We start from the raw sequence: 20,023 nt of genomic DNA, 5'->3' as shown, positions 1-20,023 counted from the left end.
CGTTCAGGCCTCTTGCCGGAAGGACGCGAACCGGTCGACGAGGCGGGTGACCGGGTCGGGGCCGAACATCAGCTCCAGCGAGGCGGCCGACTCGGCGGCCGAGTCCTCGCTGCGGGGGAAGAGCGCTTGTTCGTAGGCGGCCAGCGCCGTCTCGGTGTCGCCGGGGTGGGCGGCGATGGCCTGGGCCAGCTCGGCGCCGTCGAGCATGGCGAGGTTGGCGCCTTCGCCGGCGAACGGCGACATGAGGTGGGCGGCGTCGCCCAGCAGGGTGACGCCGGGGACGCGGTCCCAGCGGTGCCCGACCGGGAGCGCGTTGACGCGGCGCGGCACCAGTGCGCCGTCGGCGTCGGTCAGCAGCGTGTGGAAGCGGTCGTGCCAGCCGGCGAAGTGGGTCAGCAGCGCGGCCTTCGCCGCCGCGGTGTCGGTGAAGTCGATGCTGTCCAGGTAGTCCTCTTCGGCACGCAAGCCGGCGTAGACGTGCAGGCTGCCGTCGGTTTCGCGGTGGGCGAGGATCCCCCGTTCGCCGTCCAGGGCGATGAAGAAGCCGCCGCCGATGAGGTCGGCGCTGCCGGGGTGGCGGGTGTCCGCGTCGAGCAGGTCGGCCTCGACGAAGGAGATGCCGGTGTAGGCGGGGTGGGCGGCCGAGACGAGTGGCCGGATTCGCGACCACGCGCCGTCGGCGCCGACGAGCAGGTCGGTGGTGATGGTGCGGCCGTCGGCGAAGGTGACCTCGTGGCGGCCCTCGCCCAGCGGCCTGGCCTCGGTGGCTTGGGCGCCCCAGCGGATCGCGTCGTCCGGGAGGGCGTCCAGAAAGAGGTCACGCAACTGGCCACGGTCGACTTCGGGGCGCCCGCCGGTGGTGTCGTCCGCTTCCTGCAGGGCGACGTTCGCGTCGCGGTCCAGCAGGCGCAGCGCCTCCCCGCCGGGGTGGATGATCGCGCGGAACGGCTCGTCCAGGCCCGCGGCGCGCAGGGCGAGCCGGCCGGAGTCCTCGTGGATGTCGAGCATGCCGCCCTGCGTGCGGACGTGCCGGCCCGCTTCCCGCTCGAACACCGCCGCCTCGATGCCGCGGGTGTGCAGGACCCGCGCGAGGGCCAGGCCGCCCAGGCCGGCGCCGATGATCGCGATCGGGTGATGGGGGGTTCTCATGGAGCATCTCCTTGCGTACGTTGTACCTGTTGAGTACAACGTACGCGCAGCGTACGATCTGCGGCAAATGGTCGCCTGGAATCGTGTTGAAGAAGCCACGCGGGATACGCGCACCCCGCTGTCCTACGAGCGCATCGCCCAAGCGGGGATCCGCATCGCGGACGCCGAGGGGCTCGACGCGGTGACCATGCGCCGGGTCGCCAAAGACCTCGGCGCGGGCACCATGTCCCTGTACCGGTACGTCGACCACCGCGACGACCTCCTCGCCCTCATGTCCGACCTGGTCAGCGCGGAGGCCATCGCGCCGCCACCCACCGGCGAGTGGCGCACCGACCTGTCCGAAATCGCCCACACCCTGCGCCGCGTCACCCTGCGGCACCCGTGGATGGCCGGCCGGATCCTCCGCGCGACGAGCTTCGGCCCCCACACCCTCGCCATGGCCGAATCGACGCTGACGCTGATCGACGGCCACGGCCTGTCCATGCCGCAGCTGCTCGACATCTGGCGCACCATCGTGACCTTCGTCCGCGGGTTCGCCCTCGCCGAATCCGTCAGGGCGGCAGCAGAGCCCGCGCCGCTGGACGACACCGCCGGCGACTACGTGCGGTCCGCGCTCGACAGCGGCAGATACCCCCTGGTCAGCAGATGGTTCACCAACACCGGGCCATCCGAAAGCCCGGACGAGGCCTTCGAACGACGCCTGTCCTATGTCCTGGACGGCATCAGCGCGAACTTCCCCCTCTGAGGTTCACCAGTCCCCGGCGGCCGGATTCCCCGTGGTTCACCGCTCCGGGGCCGCCCGGTGAACGGCGTCGAGCCGGGACAGTTCGTCCGCGGTGAGCCGGAGAGCGCCGGCCGCGACGTTGTCCTCCAGGTGGTCCGGGCTTCCGGTCCCCGGGATGACGAGGACGTGCGGTCCTCGCCGCAGCGCCCAGGCGAGCCGCACCCGCACCGGGCTCGCCCCGTGGTCCCGGGCGATGGCGAGTACTTCCTCGTGCTCGTCGCCGCCGGTCCCCGCCTCGCGCCCGGCGCCGGCGATCGCGAAGAAGGGCACGAACGCGACACCCTGCTCGCCGCAGGTGTCGACGAACGCGTCCTGTCCCCTGCGGTAAGCGAAGCCGTACGCGTTCTGCACGCACACCACGGGCGCGACGGTCTGCGCTTGCGCGAGGTGCTCCGGCCGCGCGTTGGAGATGCCGAGGTGCCGGATCAGGCCCGCGTCCCGCAGCCCGGCCAGCACCCCGAAGTGCTCGGTGATCGAACCGAGCCCGGCGACGCGCAGGTTGACCAGGTCGAGGTGGTCGCGGCCGAGCTGACGCAGGTTCTCTTCGACCTGCCCGCGCAGCTGCTCCGGGGTGGCCAGGGGCAACCACTCACCGGAGGGATCACGGGATGGTCCTACCTTTGTCGCGATGACCAGGCCGGCCGGGTACGGCGCCAGCGCGCGGTTGATCAGCTCGTTGGCCGACCGCAGCCGGGAGAAGTAGAACGCTGCCGTGTCGATGTGGTCGACACCGAGCTCGACGGCCCGGCGCAGCACGGCGATCGCCTGCTCGCGGTCGCGCGGGACGGCGCCGGGCGCGAACGCCTGGCCGTATTGCGGCAAGCGCATCGCGCCGAAGCCGATGCGGTTGACCGTCAGGTCGCCGAGTGTCCAGGTGCCGGCGGCCGCCGCCCCGAGCAGGTCCGAAGTCATGATCGAAGTCTGGCACGCGGCAGCCGGGGTGGTGCCCCGCCCAGGCGGCAGGGTTGCTCCGCGTCTGCGCGGCCGAGCAGCGCCCGCGCGCCTAGGCCGGGCCCGCCAGTCCCACCAGGTTTCCGTCGGGGTCGGCGAAGTGGGCGACCACCAGGTCCCGGCCCGCCACGCGGTCCGGGCCCATCCGGCGAGTACCGCCGAGCCGCTCGGCCTCCGCCAACGCCGCCGCGACGTCCGGGACGCCCACGTAGAACACGACGTGGCTCTCGTGTTTCGCACCGCCGCCGACGCCGCCCGGGATGCCGCCGGTTTCCACGAACCCGTAGCCGCCGGGCTCGGACACCTGGTCCGACACCGGCCCGGACGTGTCGAACTCCCAGCCGAACAGCTCGCCGTAGTACCCGCGCAGCCGCGTCGGGTCGGTCCCGATGATCTCGAAGTGCACAACCGGTCGGCTCATGACGTTCCTTCCGTCGGATCGAGTCACCCACCGTACGCCGATCAAGTTGTTAAAAACAACCTTACAGTGGTAATTTGAAACCATGCCGACGAGCCGGAGCTACGAGGACGCCTGCACCATCGCGCGCGCGCTGGACGTCGTCGGCGAACGGTGGGCGCTGCTCGTGGTGCGCGAGCTGCTGCTCGGGCCGCAGCGGTTCTCCGACGTCCGGCGCGCGCTGCCGGGCGCGAGCTCGAACCTGGTCACCGACCGGCTCCGGGAGCTCGAGGGCCACGGCGTCGTCGCCCGCCGGAAGCTGCCACCGCCGGCGGGCTCGACGGTCTACGAACTGACCGGGTGGGGCCGCGAGCTGGAGCCGGTCGTGCTCGCCCTCGGCGCGTGGGGCGGCCGCGTCCCGCTCCCCCGGTCCGCGCACCTCGGCACCACGTCCGTGCTGCTGTTCCTCCGCGGTGCCGCCCGGCCGCGCGGCACCGCCTGCTACCGCGTCGAACTGGACGCTCGCGTGTGGACGATCCGGACCGAACCGGGCCGGCTCACCGTCGAGCCGGGCGAACCGGCCGCCCCGGACGCCGCGATCCGGACCGACCCGCCGACGTTGAACGCCCTGCTGGAAACGCCGTCGGACCTCGACGCCGCGATCGGCGACGGCCGGGTCGAGATCGACGGCGACCGGAAAGCCGTCCGGCGGCTCCTGCGCGAGCGCGAGAGCTGACCGCTCAGGCGAAGTCCGCCGCGTGGTCGGCAGCCCACCCGGCGAAACCCCGGGCCGGGCGGCCGGTGACTTCGCGGACCGTCTCCGTCGTCGGCTGAGGCCGGTCGACAAGCGCGGCCAGCCGCCGGATCCGCGCTTCGACGACGTCGGCCGCACCCACGCGACCGAGGCCGCGGGCCGCGAACAGCGCGGTCAGCTCGCGGCGGTAGTCGTCGAGATCCTGCCTCTCGACGCGGACCTCGCGCCCGGCCGCCCGGCCGATCAGCGCGGCCTGGTGCCGCACAGTGGACGACTCCGGCCCGGTCAGCGTGTACTCCGCACCGACATGGCCGGACGACGTCAGCGCGCACGCGGCGACGGCGGCGATGTCCGCCTCGTGGATCAGCGCCGCGTGCGAGTCCGGGAACGGGTCGCGCACCACGCCCGTCGCGCGGATCGGCTGCGCCCACACCAGCCGGTTGGCCGCGAAACCGCCTGGGCGCAGGAACGTCCACGGGATTCCCGAATCGCGCACCGCCTGTTCGGCTTCGCCGTGGGCGCGGGCGATGGCGTCGTCGGCTCCGGGATCGGCGCCCGCGGCCGACAGCACGACGACGTGCGCCAGGCTGCCCGCCCGGGCGAGGAACCCGCCCAGACCGGCGGTTCCCGCGTAGAGGAACGCCGCCGACACGCCGTTCAGGGCCGCGTCCCAGTTCCCGGGCCGGGCCAGGTCGGCCGCGACCACCTCGACACCGGCGGGCATCCGGGCGCGGCCCGGCTCCCGGCCGGCGGCGCGCACTTCGTGTCCGGCATCGAGCAGTTGTCCCACCAGCGCGCGAGCGATCGTCCCGCGGGCGCCGGTCACCAGAATCGTCATGCGCCCAGGCTCGTCCGGCGCGGACGGCGCGGGGTAGGCACTGGCGGTACCACCCCGCCACGGGGTGATGATGGGATCATGGACCGGATCGAGCTGGGCGGGTTCCTGCGCAGCCGGCGGGCCCGGCTGCGCCCCGCCGACGTCGGCCTGGCTCCCGGCGGCCGTCGGCAAACGCCCGGGTTGCGGCGCACCGAAGTGGCGCTGCTGGCCGGGATTTCCGTCGACTACTACGTGCGGCTCGAACAGGGCCGGGGCCCACGGCCGTCGGAGCAGGTCCTCGGCGCGCTCGGGCGTGCGCTGCGGCTGACCGCCGACGAGCACGCCTACCTCCGGCGGCTGGCCGGTCCGGTGGCCGTGCCGGCGCCACGGCCGGTGCCCGGGAACGTCCTGCGCCTGCTGGACCGCCTCGACGACGTGCCGGCGATGGTGATCGACGCGCGCTACGACCTGCTGGCCTGGAACCGGATGCTGGTCGCGCTGATCGGCGACCCGGCGGCGCTCCCGGCCCCGGACCGCAACCGGCTGCGCCGGCTGTTCGACACCGGCGACACGATCACCGGCAACCGGCTCGAACTGGCCCGGCTGTGCGTCGCCGACCTGCGTGCGGGCGGGCGGTACCCGGCCGATCCGGCGGTCCGATCGCTCGTCGACGAACTTCTGGCGGAGAGCCCGGAGTTCGCCCGGCTGTGGGCGGAACGGGAGGTCGTCGTCCAGCGGACGCTGACCAAGCGGACCGTCCACCCGGTCGCGGGCCCGCTGGAGCTCGACTGCGAAATCCTCGCCGTCCCGGGCCACGAGCACCGGCTCCTCGTCTACACGGCGGCGCCGGGCACCTCGTCGGCCGAGGGCCTGCGCCGGCTTCGGGCTCTCACCGCGTGAGCGCCGCTTCGCGCACCCGCAGCGAAGGTGCGAGGAACAGGATCCCGAAAGTGACCACGGCCGCCGACGACAACGCCCAGTGCAGGCCGACGCGGGTGGCGAGTGCCCCGACCAGCACCGGTTCGACCAGGAAGCCCAGGTACCCGCAGGCCGCGACGGCGGCGACCGCCCGGCCCGGCGCGTCCGCCTGCTTCCGGCTCGCCACGCTCCATGCGATCGGCACGATCCCGGCCACGCCGAGCCCGGCCACCGCGAAGCCGAACACCCCCGCGACCGGCCACGGCACGGCGAGGACCACGGTGAAGCCCAGTACCGCGACGATGGTCGCGACGCGGACGAACCGCACCGCGCCCGTCCGCGCCACGACACGGTCGGCGACCAGGCGGACCGCGATCATCGTCACGGAGAAGGCGAAGTAGCCGAGCGAGGCGAGCGCGGGCGTCGCACCGGTGACGTCGGCGAGGTACACCGCGCTCCAGCTGTTGACCGCGCCTTCCGCGACGAACCCGCAGAACGCGATCGCGCCCAGCGGCACCAGCGCCCGGCTCGGCCACGCGAACGCCGCGTCGCCCTGGCCGCGGTCGGCGCCGTCGAGGAACCGGGTCCGCGCCGCCCACAGCGCGAGCGCGAGCAGAATCGCGCCGGCGACCGGGAAGTGCACGGACACCGGAACGTGCGCGGCCTCCATCAGCGCGTCGACGCCTGAGCCGGCGAGGCCGCCGATGTTCCAGAAAGCGTGGAAGCCGGCGAAGATCGGGCGCCCGTAGCCGTCCTCGACGCGGGCCGCGTGCGCGTTCATCGCGACGTCGAGCAGGCTGTTGCCCACCCCGAGCACGACGAGCGCGGCGACGAACACCGGCGCCGCCCACGCGAACGCGACCAGCGGCAGCCCGGCGCACAGGACGACGGCGCCCAGCACGACGGCCGCGCGGCTGCCGATCCGGGCGAGCAGCGCCCCCGCGCCCAGCAGCGCCAGCACCGACCCGGCGGCGAGGCCGAACAGCCCGGTCGCCAGTTCGCCCGTGCTCAGCCCGAGCTGCCCCTGCACCGCCGGGACCCGGGCCAGCCAGGTCGCGAACGCCGCACCGCACACCGCGAACACGACCGAAACGCCCACCCGGGCTCGTTTCAGTTCCCCAGTCACCCGGCCACTCTACGGATCATCCGCCACCCCGCGGTGACCGTCGAGGTCCCGCGAGGTGACCTTCGGGGCAGACGATCACGCCCCCACGGACCCCGCCGGAACACCTACGGTGGCCTGGTGAACCCCTTGAGCCACGACCGGCTGGCCGTCGCCCTCGTCCACGAAGCGGAGCGGTTCGGGACGGCGATCGCGGGCGCCGATCCGGAGCTGCGCGTCCCGAACTGTCCCGAGTGGACACTGCGCGACCTGGCCTGCCACGTCGGGCTGGCGTACCACAAGGCCGCCGCGATCGTCGCGAGCCGGCCCACCGGCTATGTGCCGTTCGACGCCGTCACCGTCGACGACCCGCCCGGGTTCGAAGCGCTCGGCGGCTGGCTCCGCGACGGCGCGGAACGGCTCGTCGCCGCGGTGACCGAGGTCGGCCCCGAGACGCCGACGTCGACCTGGACGCCCGACCGGCGCGCCGGGTTCTGGACGCGGCGCCTGACCCACGAAACGGTCGTCCACCGCGCGGACGCGGCCTTCACCACGGGCACCCCGTACGACGTCGACGCCGAGCTCGCCGCGGACGGGATCTCCGAGGGCCTCGACCTGGTGGCCGTCTTCTCGCGGTTCCAGCACCCGGCGCTGGACCGGACGCCGCTGCGGGGAACCGGCGAGACCTTGCTGTTCCAGGCCACCGAACCCGGGTTCGGGTGGGTGGCCCGGCGGACGCCGTCGGCGGTCGAGGTGAGCCACGAACCCGCCGATGCCCAGGCCGACGTCGTCGTCGAAGGCCGCGCGGCCGACCTGCTCCTCGCGCTGTCCCGGCGCCTCGCCGCGGACGACCCACGGCTGACCGTGTCCGGCGACGCGGCCCTTTTCCACCATTGGCAGAAGAACACACGCTTCTAGGCGGATCTGCTGCGCACCTGCGTCGAACACCTGGCTTGACGGACGTCGTATAGTCGGTTCCGACTAATAGGGAGCGACTAGTGCCGCGCAAGATCCGCAACACCCTCGCCCTGGCCCTGCTCGGCCTGCTGCTGGAACGCCCGATGCACCCGTACGAAATGGCGTCCACGCTGCGCGAGCGGTACAAGGACTCGACGTTCAAGATCAACCCCGGCTCGCTCTACGACACGGTGGAGTCGCTGGCGAAGCACCGCTGGATCGAGCCCGTCGAAACGGTCCGGGAAGGCAACCGGCCGGAACGGACCGTCTACGCCCACACCGAACTCGGCCGCCAGGAGTTCGTCGCCTGGCTCGACGAACTGGTCCGCGAGCCGGTGGCGGAGTACCCGAAGTTCGTCGCGGCCGTGAGCTACCTCGGCGCGCTCGGCCCGGAACGCGCCGCCGACGCACTGGAGGAACGCGCGCGTCACCTCGCCGAACGCATCGACGGCGCGGACACGGCGCTGGCCGGGACCGTCGGCAAGGGGGCGCCTCGGCTGTTCATGATCGAGGTCGAGTTCGTCCGGCACGCCTGGCGGGCCGAACTCGACTGGGCCCGCCGGACCGCCGCCGAAATCCGGTCCGGCTCCCTGCCCTGGCCCGAACACTTCTGAGGGGAAGCCCATGCCCGAAACCGACGTCCTCATCGCCGGCGCCGGCCCCGCCGGCCTGCTGCTCGCCGCGGAGCTCGCGCTGGCCGGCGTCCGCACCACGATCGTCGAACGCCACCCCGAGCGCCCGCCGTACTGCCGCGGTTTCAACCTGAATGCGCGCTCGCTGGACCTGCTGGCCCGCCGAGGGCTGGCCGAAGGACTGGTCGCGGAGGGCCACCGGGTGCCGCACGCGCCGGTCACCGGCCTGCCCGGGCCGTTGCTGCTCGCGGACGCGGCGACGGACCACCCGTTCTCCCTGGGCATCCCGCAGACCCGCGTGGAGGAGGTCCTGGAGGCGCGGGCCCTCGCCCTCGGCGCCGAAATCCTGCGCGGGCACGAACTGCGGTCGTTCACCCAGGACGACGACGGAGTCACATCCGAGGTCCACAATGGACGATTCCGGTCCCGGTACCTCGCGGGGTGCGACGGCGGGCGCAGCACGGTGCGCAAGCAGGCGGGCATCGCCTTCCCCGGCGTCGACGCGCGCTGGTTCGCGCTGCTCGGCGACGTCGAATGCGAACTGCCCTACGGGCCTTCGGCGGGGCCGGACGGCCGAAGCGTGTTCGTCATCCCGCGGCCCGGGTACGTCCGGATCGTCGTCCGGGAGGACGACCCGCCGTCGGACAAGGACACGCCGGTCACGCTGGACCGCCTCCAGGCGCAGGTGGACGCCGTGCTGGGCCGGCACGTCGAACTGCGGGCCCCCCGCTGGCTGAGCCGGTTCGGCGACGCGGCACGGCTGGCCTCCCGGTATCGCGCCGGACGCGTCCTGCTCGCGGGCGACGCGGCGCACATCCACCCGCCGGCGGGGGCGATCGGCGTGAACGTCGCCCTCGATGACGCGTTCAACCTCGGCTGGAAGCTCGCGGCGACGGTACTCGGAACGGCGCCGCCGGGCCTCCTCGACACCTATCACGAGGAGCGGCACGCGGCGGGCGAGCGGATCCTCGCGAACACGCGGGCCCAGGTGGCGCTCGAGGAGGCCGGCGCGGAGCCGTGGGCCGACCTGATGCGCCGCGTCGCCGCGCACCCGGCGGGCAACCGCGCGCTCGCCGAGATCATCACCGGGCTGGACGCCTGCTACGAGCCGGGCGGGCACCCGTGGCTGGGCCGCTTGGCACCGGACGTGCCGTTGACGGTCTCCGGGACGGAAACGCACCTGGCCGCGCTGCTGCGTTCCGGGCGGCCGGTGCTGCTGGACCTGACGGGCGCATTCGCGTCATGGTCGACGGCGGTCGACGTGGTCACGGCGTCGAGTCCGTCCACTTCGGACATCGACGCGGTGCTGCTGCGACCGGACGGCCATGTCGCTTGGGTTGCGTCGTCTGGTTCCGGTGATGCGGGTCTGGCCGAGGCGGTGCGCCGGTGGATCGGGGATGTCCCGGTGCCGGACGTTTCCCTCCACGCCGCTGCGACGTCGTGACCTTGCGGCCGGTCACAACCGGCTCACTGTGGCCCCGCCTTCCCGGCAGAGTCGTGCCCCCGGACTCCGGAAACGCACGTCCGCTTGGCGTGTGGCGGCCGCTGGGATGTCATGAACGAGTCGTTCATGACGTCCGACGACAGGAACGAGTCGTTCATGACACCCAGCGCATCGCCCGGCTCGGCCCCTTGGCCGCCGGTCGTCGAGCGCGGCCGTGGTTCCGAAGGTCGTGAATGAGTCATTCAGGACCTCCGCACGTCCTGAATGACTCATTCACGACACCGGCGAGCAGCTCGAAGCACCCGCTTCCACCACCGGAACACCGCAGCAGTAACCGACTTTGCCGAAGCCCCGCCCCGAGAACATCCCCCACCGCTCCCAGGCAGGGTTCCGGCAAAGTCGTAGCGCCTCCTTTCAGGTGCCTCACCGGCGTGAGAGCACGTGGATGGCATGACCGGCGCCCCACCCAGACCCCTCCCCGCAACCCCGATACGAAGCCAGAACACGGACGGTAGTGCCGGGTCAAGGCACGCTTTCCCGCCTTGACGCGGTACTGCCGTCCGTAGTCACGATCCGGCTTCGGGGTGGTGGGCCAACGAGTGTTTTGCGGACTTCGCCGAAGCCCCGCCCGGAGAACCTCCCCCACCGCTCCCAGGGGGGGCGTCCCCAAGTCCAGTCTATCGGCGGGCTCCGACAAACCCGGGAAAAACCGTCGACGGCGGCCCGGTTGTCCACATCTCCGCTCGCCTGTGGACAACCCGGAAACGGGTCAGCTCGGGCGGTTCAGGACCGCTCGCTGCTCGACCCGGCCGTCCAGGGTGAACTTGCTGTGCGGGGTGAAGCCGAGCTTCTCCACCACTCGGGCCGACGCCTTGTTCGCCGGTTCGTACACCGCCAGCAGCCGGTCTGCCCAGCCCGCCTCGAAGGCTTTGTCGCGGACCGCCGTCGTCGCTTCCGTCGCGTAACCGCGGCCCCAGCCCGATGCGGCTATCCACCAGCCCATTTCCACCGCCGGGAAGCCGAGGCCCGACTCCGTCGCGCTGCGGCGGACCAGGGACACCACGCCGTCGAACGAGCCCGGTGCCGTTGATACCGCGAACCAGCCGAAGCCGTGCTCAGCCCAGTGCGTGAGCGTCGCCTGGTGCTTGGCGAGCGTGTACTCGCGGGTCCACGGCTCGCCCGTGCCCACGTACCGGACCGTCTCCGGGAACTGGGCCATCGCGAACAGGTCGTCGAAGAAGTCTTCGGACCACGCGTGCAGCGTGAGCCGTTCCGTCGTGATCAGCACCGCGGCCAGTCTAGTGTTCGCCCAGCAGCACGGCGATTCCGTCGAGCTGGCGGCGCAGGCCGAACTCGAAGGCCTCGTCGAGGCCGACGTCCTCGAGGCCGGTCAGCACCTCCGCGAGCACCGGGAACCGGCCCGATTCCAGGTAACCGGCGAGCAGGGCCATGTCCGACGCCAGCCGCTGGTCGCCCGTGATGCCGGTGTCCTGCTCGGCCTGCACCTCGAACGCGTTGCTCACCGCCAGCCCGCCGACCCAGCCGTTGAGCGTCATGACCACCTGCAGCTTCACCCGCCGCTTCAGCCCGGTGCCGGCCAGCGCGCGCAACGACCAGTCGACCAGCCGCAGCCCGGCCGCCAGCACCGGCGCGCGGACCAGCGAATTGAGCAGGATCGGCGCGAGCCACGGGTGGCGCCGGTAGGCCCGCCACTGCGCGCGGGCGGCCAGCTCGAGCCGCGGCCGCCACCGCGCCGGGCCCGGTTCCGGCAGCTCCGCCTCGCCGAGCGCCACGTCGGCCATCAGCCGGAGCAGCTCATCCTTGTCGGGGACGTGCCGGTACAGCGCCATCGGGCCGACGCCCAGCTCGGCGGCGAGCCGTCGCATCGACAGCGCGGCGAGGCCTTCGGCGTCGGCGAGCGCGATGGCCGCGCGCACCAGGCTGTCCCGGCCGAGCGGCGGCTTGACCGGCGTCCGGTCGGCGACGACCGTGCCGCTGCCCGGCACCGCGCGCACCCAGCCCTGCTCGCCCAGCGCGGACAGCGCTTTCGCCGCCGTCGCCATCGCGACGCCGAACTCGCGCACCAGCGCGCGGGTCGACGGCACGCGGTCACCCGGGCGCAGCTCCCCCGCGGTGATCCGGCGACGCAGGTCCGCCGCGATCCGCAAGTACGGCGCTTCGGCCACGAACCCCCCTCCATCCGTACTAGAACGGTTGACCGGCGGACCTAGAACGGTTTCAGGGTACTCCCCCATTACGCCCCGAATGGATTGTCGACCGACGGTCACCGTTCATACGGTGCGGATACACCGTACGAACGAGGGGGAATCGTGACGACGATCGAACAGCACACGAAGCCGTGGTGGCGACGCCCCTGGGTCTTCCCGCTGGGGCTGCTCGTCACGGTGTTCCTGGTGTATTCGCTCCCGCCCTACCTCGGGCTGGACCCGGCTCGCTCCCGGATCCCGGGCCCCACCGCTTGGTACTACCCGGTGCTGGTCACGCACATCGGCTTCGCGACGATCGCGATGGTCACCTGCGCCCTGCAGATCTGGCCGTGGCTGCGGCAGAAACACCCGGCACTGCACCGCCGCACCGGGCGCGTCTACGTGTTCGCCGGCGCGATCCCGGCGTCGATCGCGGGGTTCACCGTCGCGCTCGCGGCACCGTTCGGACCGGTCGGCGCCGTGTCGAACGTCCTGCTCGCGACGCTCTGGTTCGGCTGCACCGTGCAGGGCTACCGGATGGCGCGGGCCCGCCGGTTCGGCGACCACCGCCGCTGGATGGTCCGCAGCTTCGCTCTCTGCATGTCGATCATCAGCAACCGGATCTGGGGCGTGGTGTGGGCGCTCGTCCTCGCCCCGCAGGTTGACACCACCTTCGGCGGCAGCGAACTGGCGATGGGCCAGGCGATCGCCGGGATCACCACGTGGACCGGCTGGGTCGTCCCGCTTCTGGTGGCCGAGTGGTGGCTGACGCGGAGCCGGGGACGCCGGGCCTGAGCAGGTTCCCGGTCAGCGGGGTACCCCGATCGGCCTATGGTCCGGACCATATTAATGGTCTATACCAATCATGACCGGAACTCCTTCGTCGTGGAGGTTTCCCCATGCGTCTCCGTTCCCTGCTGGCCGCACTGGCCGGCGTCACCCTGCTGAGCGCCGGGCTCGCCACCCCGGCCGGCGCCGCGGCCGGCTCGCCGATCCCGGTCGGGCCCTACGTCGACATGGGCGCCTGGCCGACGCCCAGCCTGTCGGCGATGTCCGCCGCGAGCGGCGTCAAGGGCTTCACGCTCGCGTTCGTCAACTCCTACGGCTGCAAGGCCAGCTGGTTCGGCGCCTACGACCCGCGCACGGCGTGGCAGAAGGACGAAATCACCAAGATCCGCAACGCCGGCGGCGACGTCAAGATCTCCTTCGGCGGCGCGTCCGGCATCGAGCTGGCCCAGGCGTGCAGCACGTCCGCGCAGGTCGCGGCCGAGTACGACGCCGTCGTCAAGGCGTACGGCCTGAAGTACGCCGACTTCGACATCGAAGGGGCGGCCGTCGCCGACCCGACGTCGATCGCGCGCCGGTCCCAGGCCTTGAAGACGCTGCAAAACAACAACCCGGGCTTGAAGATCTCGCTGACGCTGCCGGTGCTGCCGAACGGCCTCGACGCGAACGGGCTCAACGTCGTCAAGGCGGCCAAGAACGCCGGCGTGAACCTCGACCTGGTGAACATCATGGCCATGGACTACTACCAGGGCGCCGGCGACCAGGGCGCGAAGGCGATCTCGGCGGCGAAGGCGACGCAGGCGCAGCTGAAGTCGCTGTACGGGCTGAGCGACGCGGCGGCGTGGAAGAAGGTCGGCGTGACCCCGATGATCGGCGTCAACGACTCGCAGAACGAGATCTTCTACCAGAAGGACGCGAAGGCGCTGGTCGCCTTCGCCAAAACCGTCCACCTGGGCATGCTGTCGTTCTGGGAGCAGGGCCGCGACGCCAACGCCTGCACCGGCGCGCTCTACAAGTGCACCAACGTGCCGCAGGCGAAGTACGAGTTCGCGAAGATCTTCGCCGGCTACACCGGGTGAGTCACCACCGGGCGGCGTCCGCGAGCAGTGCGTCCCGCACCGCCGCCGGGCCCGCCCGGCACGGCTCGGTCCGCGTCACGGCGAAGAGCGTGTTGATCGGCGGCTCCTCGGGCTCCAGCAGCGCGACCAGCTCGCCGGACGCCAGCTCGTCCGCGCACAGGTACCGCGGGAGGACGCTGACGCCGAACCCGGCCAGCACGCACGTCAGGACGGCGCGCAGGTCCGGGACGACGACCGCGGGACCCGACGGCGGGCGCCCTCCGAGCACCGCGCGCCAGTAGCGGCGGATGATCGGGAGGTCTTCGGCATAGGCCACGAGCGGCGCCGTCCGGGGGTCGCCGTCGAAGCCGCGGCGGGCGACCAGGACGAACTCCTCGTCGGTCAACGGCGTCGCCGTGAACCCGCGGCCGCGGGGCCGGATCGTGGAGACCACCAGGTCGAACCGCCGCTGGGCGAGGCCCGTGAGCAGGTCGTCGGCCAGTCCGAACGTCACTCGCAGCTTCAGCCCGGAAGCGACCAACCCGCTCAACGCGGGCAGCACCCGCACGGTGGTCAGCTCGGCCGGACCGGCCAGGTGCACCGGCACCGCGAACGGGTCCGCCGGACCCGGCGCGACCTCGGACAGCGCGTCCACGTGCGGCGCCACCCGGGCGGCCAGCTCGTCGGCCGCCGGGGTCGGCGTGACACCCCGGGCGCGGCGGACGAACAGCTGCCGCCCGAGCTGGTCCTCCAGGGCCCTGACCTGCGCGGTCACCGTCGGCTGGGACAACCCCAGCGCCGGCGCCGCGCCGGTCAGCGAGCCTGCCCGGTGCACGGCCAGGAACGTCCTCAGCAGGTCGAGGTCCAGCTCAGTCCTCGACCAGCTCGATGGAGTCCACGACGTTCGGGTAGAACGCCACGTGGTCCTTGATCGGCGCGACCGCGTCGTACGGCTTCTCGTACGTCCAGACCGCGTTCTCGGCCTTCACGTCACCGACGTTGAGGCTGTAGTAGCCGGCCTCGCCCTTGTACGGGCAGTACGTCTCGTGGTCGGTCCGCTCCAGCACGCCCGCGTCGACGTCCGCCAGCGGGATGTACTGGACCGCCGGGTAGGTGGATTCCTGCAGGGTGAACGCGTTGCGGCTGTCCGCGACGACGCGCCCGCCGGCCTTGACCACCACACGCGCCTTCGTCGGCTCGACGGTGATCGGGTGGTCCGGGCCCGGCTGCAGAACCTGCTTCGCCATGTCAGCTCCCTAAGAGTCCTGTGTTCTGGTTGCAGCACGCCGGGAGCGGCGGTTATTCCGGCTCAGGGCAGGTAGTACATCGGGTTCGGCAGCTTCACCGGGCGCAGCGCGTAGCCGCCTTCGAGGTCGCTGAACTGGTCACCGAGGTTGAGCACGATCTTCGCGCCGGTCGCCTCGATGTGCGCCCGCGTGCCCGACTTGTACTGGACGGTGGTGCAGGTCAGCCCGCACGGCAGGTAGTCCGGCGCGACGGTCTTCGGCTTGAAGAACGCGCCGGCCGGGGCCGGGTAGCCCTCGTTGGCGAGGTTCTTCAGCGACTGCGGCCCCTGGAACTCGTTGCGGCCGGTCAGGAAGTACACCTTGACGCCGCGCTGCGCCGCCCAGTTGGCCAGCTCAAGCACCGGCTTGCTCGCCACGAACGTGCCGTTGTCGATGGCCTGCTGCTGCTTGACCGGGTCGAAGCCGAAGTCGTTGTCGGCCTCCCAGCCGTAGGTGATCTCGGAGGTGTCGTCGACGTCCAGCACGACCGCGGGGTTCTTCACCCGGCCGAGCTGCTGCTGCAGGAAGCGCTTCGCGTCCGAGACGATCCGGTCGGTGTCCTTCACGAACCGGCTGGTGTCGGAGTAGTGGTGCTTGCCCGCGGCGTCGAGGTAGTCGCCGTAGTACGCCTTGACGTCGAGCTTGACCTGGCCGATGTTGGCCGGCTCCTTCGAGCGCGCGGCGGTCGATTCGTCCGAGCCGGCCAGCGCGGTGGCTCCCGAGGCGACGGTGGCGCCGATGGCCGCGGCGGCGGCGAGCTTGACGAGACCTGACCATTTTCCGGACACGGCGACCCTCCAGTGAATCTTGGCGACCGGGGGAACCTACGTCACGTTCACCCGGAGTTCCACCCCTCGAAAGTTTCTGTTCATGTGATCCGTTCGGCGTGGCACAGGAACGCCACCGGCGACCGTCCGATCCGCGTCAGCACCACCGAGGCTTCCGTGGCGCCGCGGGGTTTCAACCGCCGCCGCAGCGCGTCGGGGTCGACGTCCAGGCCACGCACGAGGATTTCCAGCCGTCCGACGTCGTGTCGCTTGAGGACGGCCTTCAGCGCCTTCTCGCTGTAGGGCCCCTGCTCCAGGACCCGGAAGGCCCGCACGCCCGGCGGCGGCGTGTCCCCGGTCAGGTACGCGATGCGCTCGTCCAGCTGCCACAACCCGTGCCGCGCCGCGTAGTGACGCACCAGCCCGGCGCGGACGACGGCGCCGTCGGGGTCGACGATCCACTCCCCCGGCTCGCGCGCGGGCAGGTCGTCCGGTTCGGCGTCGGTGACCGTCCACTGTGTTCCGTTCGAACGCAGGACCGTGGCGCGCCGGGTGACGCCGTCGCCGAGGCCGCGCCAGAGGCACGACTCGCGCACCTGGCCGTCCAGGGACACCAGTTCGACCTCGTCCGCCCAGGGTGTGAGCGCGAAGTCGAGGCCGGGCGCGCACTTGATCGCCAGCGGACGTCCGGGGTAGGCCCCCACCAGCCCGTCCAGGGGCGGGGCGAAGTCGGCGGGTTTCCACGCCCGGCGGCCGGCGGAGTCCCGGCGGGCCGGATCGGCGACGACAACCGCGGAACGGCTGGCCGGACGCAGGGCGTCGGCCCGTGCGAGCCCGAACGCGACACCCGCGGCGAGCCCGTTGTGGCGGGCCATTTCCAGCCGCACCGGGTCCACATCGGACCCGAGCGTGCGCCGCGCCACCTGTGCGATCTCCACGAGGTCCGCGCCGACCGAGCACGTGACGTCGTGGACGTCGAGACCGGCCAGGCGCGCCGCCCGGTGCCGCGCCACGATCGACGCGCTCGCCTGCTGGAGCGCGTCGGAGGTGAACAGCCAGTCCACACCGGACAGCTTGCCGACGGCTTTCCGGCGCAGCAGCACGGTTTCCAAGACGGCGGCCGCGCGCTCCTCGCCCACGAGACGGCGGACGGCAGCCACGGACGCGATCGGGTCGGTCAGCGGCAGGGCCGAGACCTCGGCGAGCGCCGCCGTACCCGCGTCGGAGCGCAGGTAGGCGACGTCGTCGAGGCTGAACGAATAGCCCAATTCAGGACGGCCGCTTGGTCCCGGTGATCATGACGTTGTAGAAAAGCTCGCGCGGCAGGATCTTGGACAGGACCTTCTTGTCCACGGCGGACAGCCGTAGCCACAGGTGGTAGGCGAACAGCCGCCAGCGCACGGTGAGCTTCTCGGCCGGTACCGCGGCCTCGAACGTCCGGATCGGCCAGCCCGCGAGCGCGGCGGCGAACTCCTCGGTGACCGCGCGGACGTCCTGGGCGCCGGCCCCGCGGGCCCACGACTCCAGCTCCGACGGGTCGAAGGTGTGGATGTCGACGACGGCCTCGAGCGCGGCGGCGCGCGACGACTCGTCGAGCTCCTCCTGCGGCCGCCGCCAGCCGCTCAGCGCGGGCAGCTTCGTCACGCGGGTCGTCAGGAACCAGGTGAACTGGCCGAGCTTGCGCGCGTAGAAGTCGCCCACCTTCGTCGGCTCGCCGGCGAAGACGAACCGGCCGCCCGGCTTGAGCACGCGCAGCACCTCGCGGAACGCCGCCTGGACGTCCGGGATGTGGTGCAGCACCGCATGCCCGACGACCAGGTCGAACGTGTTGTCGTCGTAGGGGATGCGCTCGGCGTCGGCGACCCGGCCGTCGACGTCGAGGCCGAGCTTCTCGGCGTTGCGCAGCGCGACCTGGACCATGCCGGGCGAGAGGTCGGTGACCGAGCCCTTCTTGGCGACGCCGCCCTGCATCAGGTTCAGCAGGAAGAAACCGGTGCCGCTGCCCAGCTCCATCGCGTGCTGGTAGGGCTGGCCGTCCTCGCCCGCGACGGCGTTGAACACGTCGGTGGCGTAGGAGATGCAGCGCTCGTCGTACGAGATCGACCACTTCTCGTCGTAGGTGCCGGCTTCCCAGTCGTGGTAGAGCACGTTCGCCAGCTTGGGGTCGGCGTAGGCGGCCTGGACCTCTTCGGCGGTGGCGTGCGGGTTCGGCGCCGGGTCGTTCACGTCGGTCAAGGCGTCATTTCCCTTCGAAGGTGGCCTTGCCGGGCCCGTTTTCGATGAACGACTTCATGCCGTTCTGCTGGTCTTGGGTCGCCCAGAGGGCGGCGAACAGGTGCGACTCGAGCTTGAGCGCGTTCGGGAGGTCCATGTCGAGACCGCCGTCGATGGCCGCCTTCGCCGCGCGAAGTGCCACGGCCGGACCGTTCGCGAACTGGGACGCCCACTTGTGGGCCGCCGCGTAGACGTCGTCGGGCGCGACGACCTGGTCCACGATCCCCAGCTGCAAGGCCTCTTCGGCCTTGACGAACCGTCCGGTGTAGACGATGTCCTTGGTCTTGCTCGGCCCGATCAGCCGGGCCAGGCGCTGGGTGCCGCCCGCGCCGGGGATGACGCCGAGCTGGATCTCCGGCTGGCCGACCTTGACGTTGTCGCCGGCGACCCGCCAGTCCGCGGTCAGGGCCAGTTCGAGGCCGCCACCGAGGGCGTACCCGGTGATGGCCGCGACGACCGGCTTCGGGATGTTCGCGATGGCCGCGAGGGTGCCGGTGAGGTTCGCGCCGAACTTGGCGATCTCCGGGTAGGTGCGGGTTGCCATCTCCTTGATGTCCGCGCCGCCCGCGAAGGTCTTCTCGCCGCCGTAGAGGATCACCGCGCGGACGTCGTCGCGCTCGGTCGCCTCCTTCGCCAGCTCGGCGAGCTCAGCGGTGACCTGGGCGTTCAGGGCGTTGACCGGCGGCCGGTCGAGCCGGACCGTGCCGACCCCGTCCTTGACCTCGAGGGTTACGAACTCTCCCACGCCACTCCTCCTCGTTGAACAGGTGCCAGCAGGCTACCGGCCGGTAAGGACAGCCTAGCGACGGCGGGCGAAGAACCGGTCCCCGGAGCGCTCCAGCACCAGGTCCTGGTCGAACGTCTTCGACAGGTTTTCGCTGGTGATGACGTCGTCGACGAGCCCGGACACCACCGCGTGGCCGTCGCGCAGGAGCAGCGCGTGGGTGAACCCCGGCGGGATCTCCTCGACGTGGTGGGTGACCAGCACGAGCGCCGGCGCGTCCGGGTCGAGGGCCAGTTCGGACAGCCGCGCGACGAGGTCCTCGCGGCCACCCAGGTCGAGACCGGCGGCGGGCTCGTCGAGCAGCAGCATCTCGGGGTCGGTCATCAGCGACCGGGCGATCAGCGCGCGCTTGCGCTCGCCTTCGGACAGCGTGCCGAAGGTGCGCTCGGCGAGCTGCCCGATGCCCATCGCTTCGAGCAGCTCGGTCGCGCGGCCGGTGTCGAGGGTGTCGTATTCCTCACGCCAGCGGCCGAGCACCGCGTACCCGGCGCTGACCACGACGTCCTTGACCAGCTCGTCGCCCGGCACGCGCTGGGCGATGGCGGCCGAGGTGAAGCCGATGCGGGGGCGCAGGTCGAAGATGTTGACCCGGCCGATCCGCTCGCCGAGCAGGTCGACCTCGCCGGTGGTCGGGTGCAGTTCGGCCGCGGCGAGGCGCAGCAGGGTGGTCTTGCCCGCGCCGTTCGGGCCGAGCACCACCCAGCGCTCGTCCAGTTCCACGGTCCAGTCGAGGCCGGCGAGGAGGTCGTTGGTCCCCCGGCGGACGCCGACACCGGCCATCCGGACCACGAGGTCGTCAAGTTCGCTGGGCTGGATCGGCTCGCTCACGAGGCCCATTCTGTCTTCCGTCGCGCGCGCGTGCGCACCCGCCCGGGTGAGACCGCGAACGGGCAGGTCGGAGGCGTTCCACGAGGTGGAACGGCCCGGTCTCCGGCAGCGGGCTGTGGCACTATCGG

At 72.0% G+C, this 20,023-nt stretch carries 22 protein-coding genes; 8 read left to right on the top strand and 14 right to left on the bottom strand.

The window, feature by feature from the left end; translation table 11 throughout:
• Positions 1-3 precede the first annotated feature (3 nt).
• Complete coding sequence (locus CF165_RS28585; protein ID WP_093950688.1) at positions 4-1,149, bottom strand: FAD-dependent oxidoreductase; 1,146 nt, start codon at positions 1,147-1,149, stop codon at positions 4-6.
• Between the two features lie 67 nt (positions 1,150-1,216).
• Between CF165_RS28585 and CF165_RS28580 the strand changes: the two genes are divergently transcribed.
• Positions 1,217-1,894 carry a TetR/AcrR family transcriptional regulator gene (locus CF165_RS28580; protein ID WP_158226845.1) on the top strand — a complete coding sequence of 226 codons (678 nt, stop codon included), beginning with the start codon at positions 1,217-1,219 and terminating at the stop codon, positions 1,892-1,894.
• A gap of 36 nt (positions 1,895-1,930) precedes the next feature.
• Here the strand turns inward: CF165_RS28580 and CF165_RS28575 are convergent, their stop codons facing one another.
• A complete protein-coding gene (locus tag CF165_RS28575) occupies positions 1,931-2,845 on the bottom strand; it encodes an oxidoreductase (protein WP_093950686.1) in 915 nt (304 codons plus the stop codon).
• 91 nt (positions 2,846-2,936) lie between these two features.
• A complete protein-coding gene (locus CF165_RS28570; protein WP_093950685.1) occupies positions 2,937-3,305 on the bottom strand; it encodes a VOC family protein in 369 nt (122 codons plus the stop codon).
• A gap of 82 nt (positions 3,306-3,387) precedes the next feature.
• Here CF165_RS28570 and CF165_RS28565 point away from each other — a divergent pair, with 82 nt between their 5' ends.
• Positions 3,388-4,017: a winged helix-turn-helix transcriptional regulator gene (locus tag CF165_RS28565; RefSeq protein ID WP_093950684.1), complete on the top strand. Its 630-nt coding sequence runs from the start codon at positions 3,388-3,390 to the stop codon at positions 4,015-4,017.
• A gap of 4 nt (positions 4,018-4,021) precedes the next feature.
• Here CF165_RS28565 and CF165_RS28560 read toward each other — a convergent pair whose 3' ends face one another.
• Positions 4,022-4,873 carry an SDR family oxidoreductase gene (locus CF165_RS28560; protein ID WP_093950683.1) on the bottom strand — a complete coding sequence of 284 codons (852 nt, stop codon included), beginning with the start codon at positions 4,871-4,873 and terminating at the stop codon, positions 4,022-4,024.
• A gap of 78 nt (positions 4,874-4,951) precedes the next feature.
• Between CF165_RS28560 and CF165_RS28555 the strand changes: the two genes are divergently transcribed.
• Entirely contained in the window at positions 4,952-5,752 is an 801-nt protein-coding gene (locus CF165_RS28555) for a helix-turn-helix transcriptional regulator (RefSeq protein ID WP_093950682.1), read from the top strand.
• On the opposite strand, the gene CF165_RS28550 is transcribed toward CF165_RS28555, so the two are convergent.
• Positions 5,742-6,896, bottom strand: coding sequence for an MFS transporter (locus CF165_RS28550; protein ID WP_093950681.1), 1,155 nt, complete (start codon positions 6,894-6,896; stop codon positions 5,742-5,744). The two genes, CF165_RS28555 and CF165_RS28550, sit on opposite strands and share 11 nt — an antisense overlap.
• Positions 6,897-7,013: 117 nt before the next feature.
• On the opposite strand from CF165_RS28550, the gene CF165_RS28545 reads away from it, so the two are divergent.
• The 3 genes from CF165_RS28545 (at position 7,014) to CF165_RS28535 (ending at position 9,905) form a co-directional block, all read left to right on the top strand.
• Positions 7,014-7,790 carry a maleylpyruvate isomerase family mycothiol-dependent enzyme gene (locus tag CF165_RS28545; RefSeq protein ID WP_093950680.1) on the top strand — a complete coding sequence of 259 codons (777 nt, stop codon included), beginning with the start codon at positions 7,014-7,016 and terminating at the stop codon, positions 7,788-7,790.
• An 80-nt stretch (positions 7,791-7,870) separates the two neighbouring features.
• Complete coding sequence (locus CF165_RS28540; protein ID WP_093950679.1) at positions 7,871-8,443, top strand: PadR family transcriptional regulator; 573 nt, start codon at positions 7,871-7,873, stop codon at positions 8,441-8,443.
• 10 nt (positions 8,444-8,453) lie between these two features.
• On the top strand, positions 8,454-9,905 hold the full coding sequence (locus CF165_RS28535; RefSeq protein WP_093950678.1) for an FAD-dependent monooxygenase: 1,452 nt from the start codon (positions 8,454-8,456) through the stop codon (positions 9,903-9,905).
• A gap of 769 nt (positions 9,906-10,674) precedes the next feature.
• Here CF165_RS28535 and CF165_RS28530 read toward each other — a convergent pair.
• On the bottom strand, positions 10,675-11,193 hold the full coding sequence (locus tag CF165_RS28530; RefSeq protein ID WP_093950677.1) for a GNAT family N-acetyltransferase: 519 nt from the start codon (positions 11,191-11,193) through the stop codon (positions 10,675-10,677).
• 10 nt (positions 11,194-11,203) lie between these two features.
• Positions 11,204-12,091 carry a TetR/AcrR family transcriptional regulator C-terminal domain-containing protein gene (locus CF165_RS28525; protein ID WP_093950676.1) on the bottom strand — a complete coding sequence of 296 codons (888 nt, stop codon included), beginning with the start codon at positions 12,089-12,091 and terminating at the stop codon, positions 11,204-11,206.
• A gap of 144 nt (positions 12,092-12,235) precedes the next feature.
• Between CF165_RS28525 and CF165_RS28520 the strand changes: the two genes are divergently transcribed.
• On the top strand, positions 12,236-12,907 hold the full coding sequence (locus CF165_RS28520; RefSeq protein WP_167441591.1) for a DUF2306 domain-containing protein: 672 nt from the start codon (positions 12,236-12,238) through the stop codon (positions 12,905-12,907).
• Between the two features lie 104 nt (positions 12,908-13,011).
• Positions 13,012-13,977 (top strand): chitinase, encoded by a 966-nt coding sequence (locus CF165_RS28515; RefSeq protein ID WP_093950675.1) that lies wholly within the window; start codon positions 13,012-13,014, stop codon positions 13,975-13,977.
• Between the two features lies 1 nt (position 13,978).
• Here CF165_RS28515 and CF165_RS28510 read toward each other — a convergent pair whose 3' ends face one another.
• From CF165_RS28510 to CF165_RS28480, 7 genes are all read right to left on the bottom strand, one after another.
• Positions 13,979-14,809, bottom strand: coding sequence for a LysR family transcriptional regulator (locus CF165_RS28510; protein WP_093950674.1), 831 nt, complete (start codon positions 14,807-14,809; stop codon positions 13,979-13,981).
• Between the two features lie 16 nt (positions 14,810-14,825).
• Positions 14,826-15,203, bottom strand: a complete 378-nt coding sequence (locus tag CF165_RS28505) for a DUF427 domain-containing protein (RefSeq protein WP_093950673.1) — start codon at positions 15,201-15,203, stop codon at positions 14,826-14,828.
• A 62-nt stretch (positions 15,204-15,265) separates the two neighbouring features.
• Positions 15,266-16,030 carry an HAD family acid phosphatase gene (locus CF165_RS28500; protein ID WP_093950672.1) on the bottom strand — a complete coding sequence of 255 codons (765 nt, stop codon included), beginning with the start codon at positions 16,028-16,030 and terminating at the stop codon, positions 15,266-15,268.
• A gap of 80 nt (positions 16,031-16,110) precedes the next feature.
• Positions 16,111-17,277, bottom strand: a complete 1,167-nt coding sequence (locus CF165_RS28495) for a THUMP-like domain-containing protein (protein WP_093950671.1) — start codon at positions 17,275-17,277, stop codon at positions 16,111-16,113.
• Between the two features lies 1 nt (position 17,278).
• On the bottom strand, positions 17,279-18,244 hold the full coding sequence (locus tag CF165_RS28490) for a class I SAM-dependent methyltransferase (protein ID WP_093950670.1): 966 nt from the start codon (positions 18,242-18,244) through the stop codon (positions 17,279-17,281).
• 4 nt (positions 18,245-18,248) lie between these two features.
• Positions 18,249-19,028, bottom strand: coding sequence for an enoyl-CoA hydratase/isomerase family protein (locus tag CF165_RS28485; protein WP_093950669.1), 780 nt, complete (start codon positions 19,026-19,028; stop codon positions 18,249-18,251).
• 54 nt (positions 19,029-19,082) lie between these two features.
• Positions 19,083-19,904 carry an ABC transporter ATP-binding protein gene (locus tag CF165_RS28480; RefSeq protein WP_167441590.1) on the bottom strand — a complete coding sequence of 274 codons (822 nt, stop codon included), beginning with the start codon at positions 19,902-19,904 and terminating at the stop codon, positions 19,083-19,085.
• Between the last annotated feature and the right edge of the window lie 119 nt (positions 19,905-20,023).

The sequence above is a fragment of the Amycolatopsis vastitatis genome, from assembly GCF_002234595.1.
In the GTDB taxonomy this organism is placed as follows: domain Bacteria; phylum Actinomycetota; class Actinomycetes; order Mycobacteriales; family Pseudonocardiaceae; genus Amycolatopsis; species Amycolatopsis vastitatis.
This window is presented reverse-complemented; position numbering and strand designations above follow the sequence as displayed.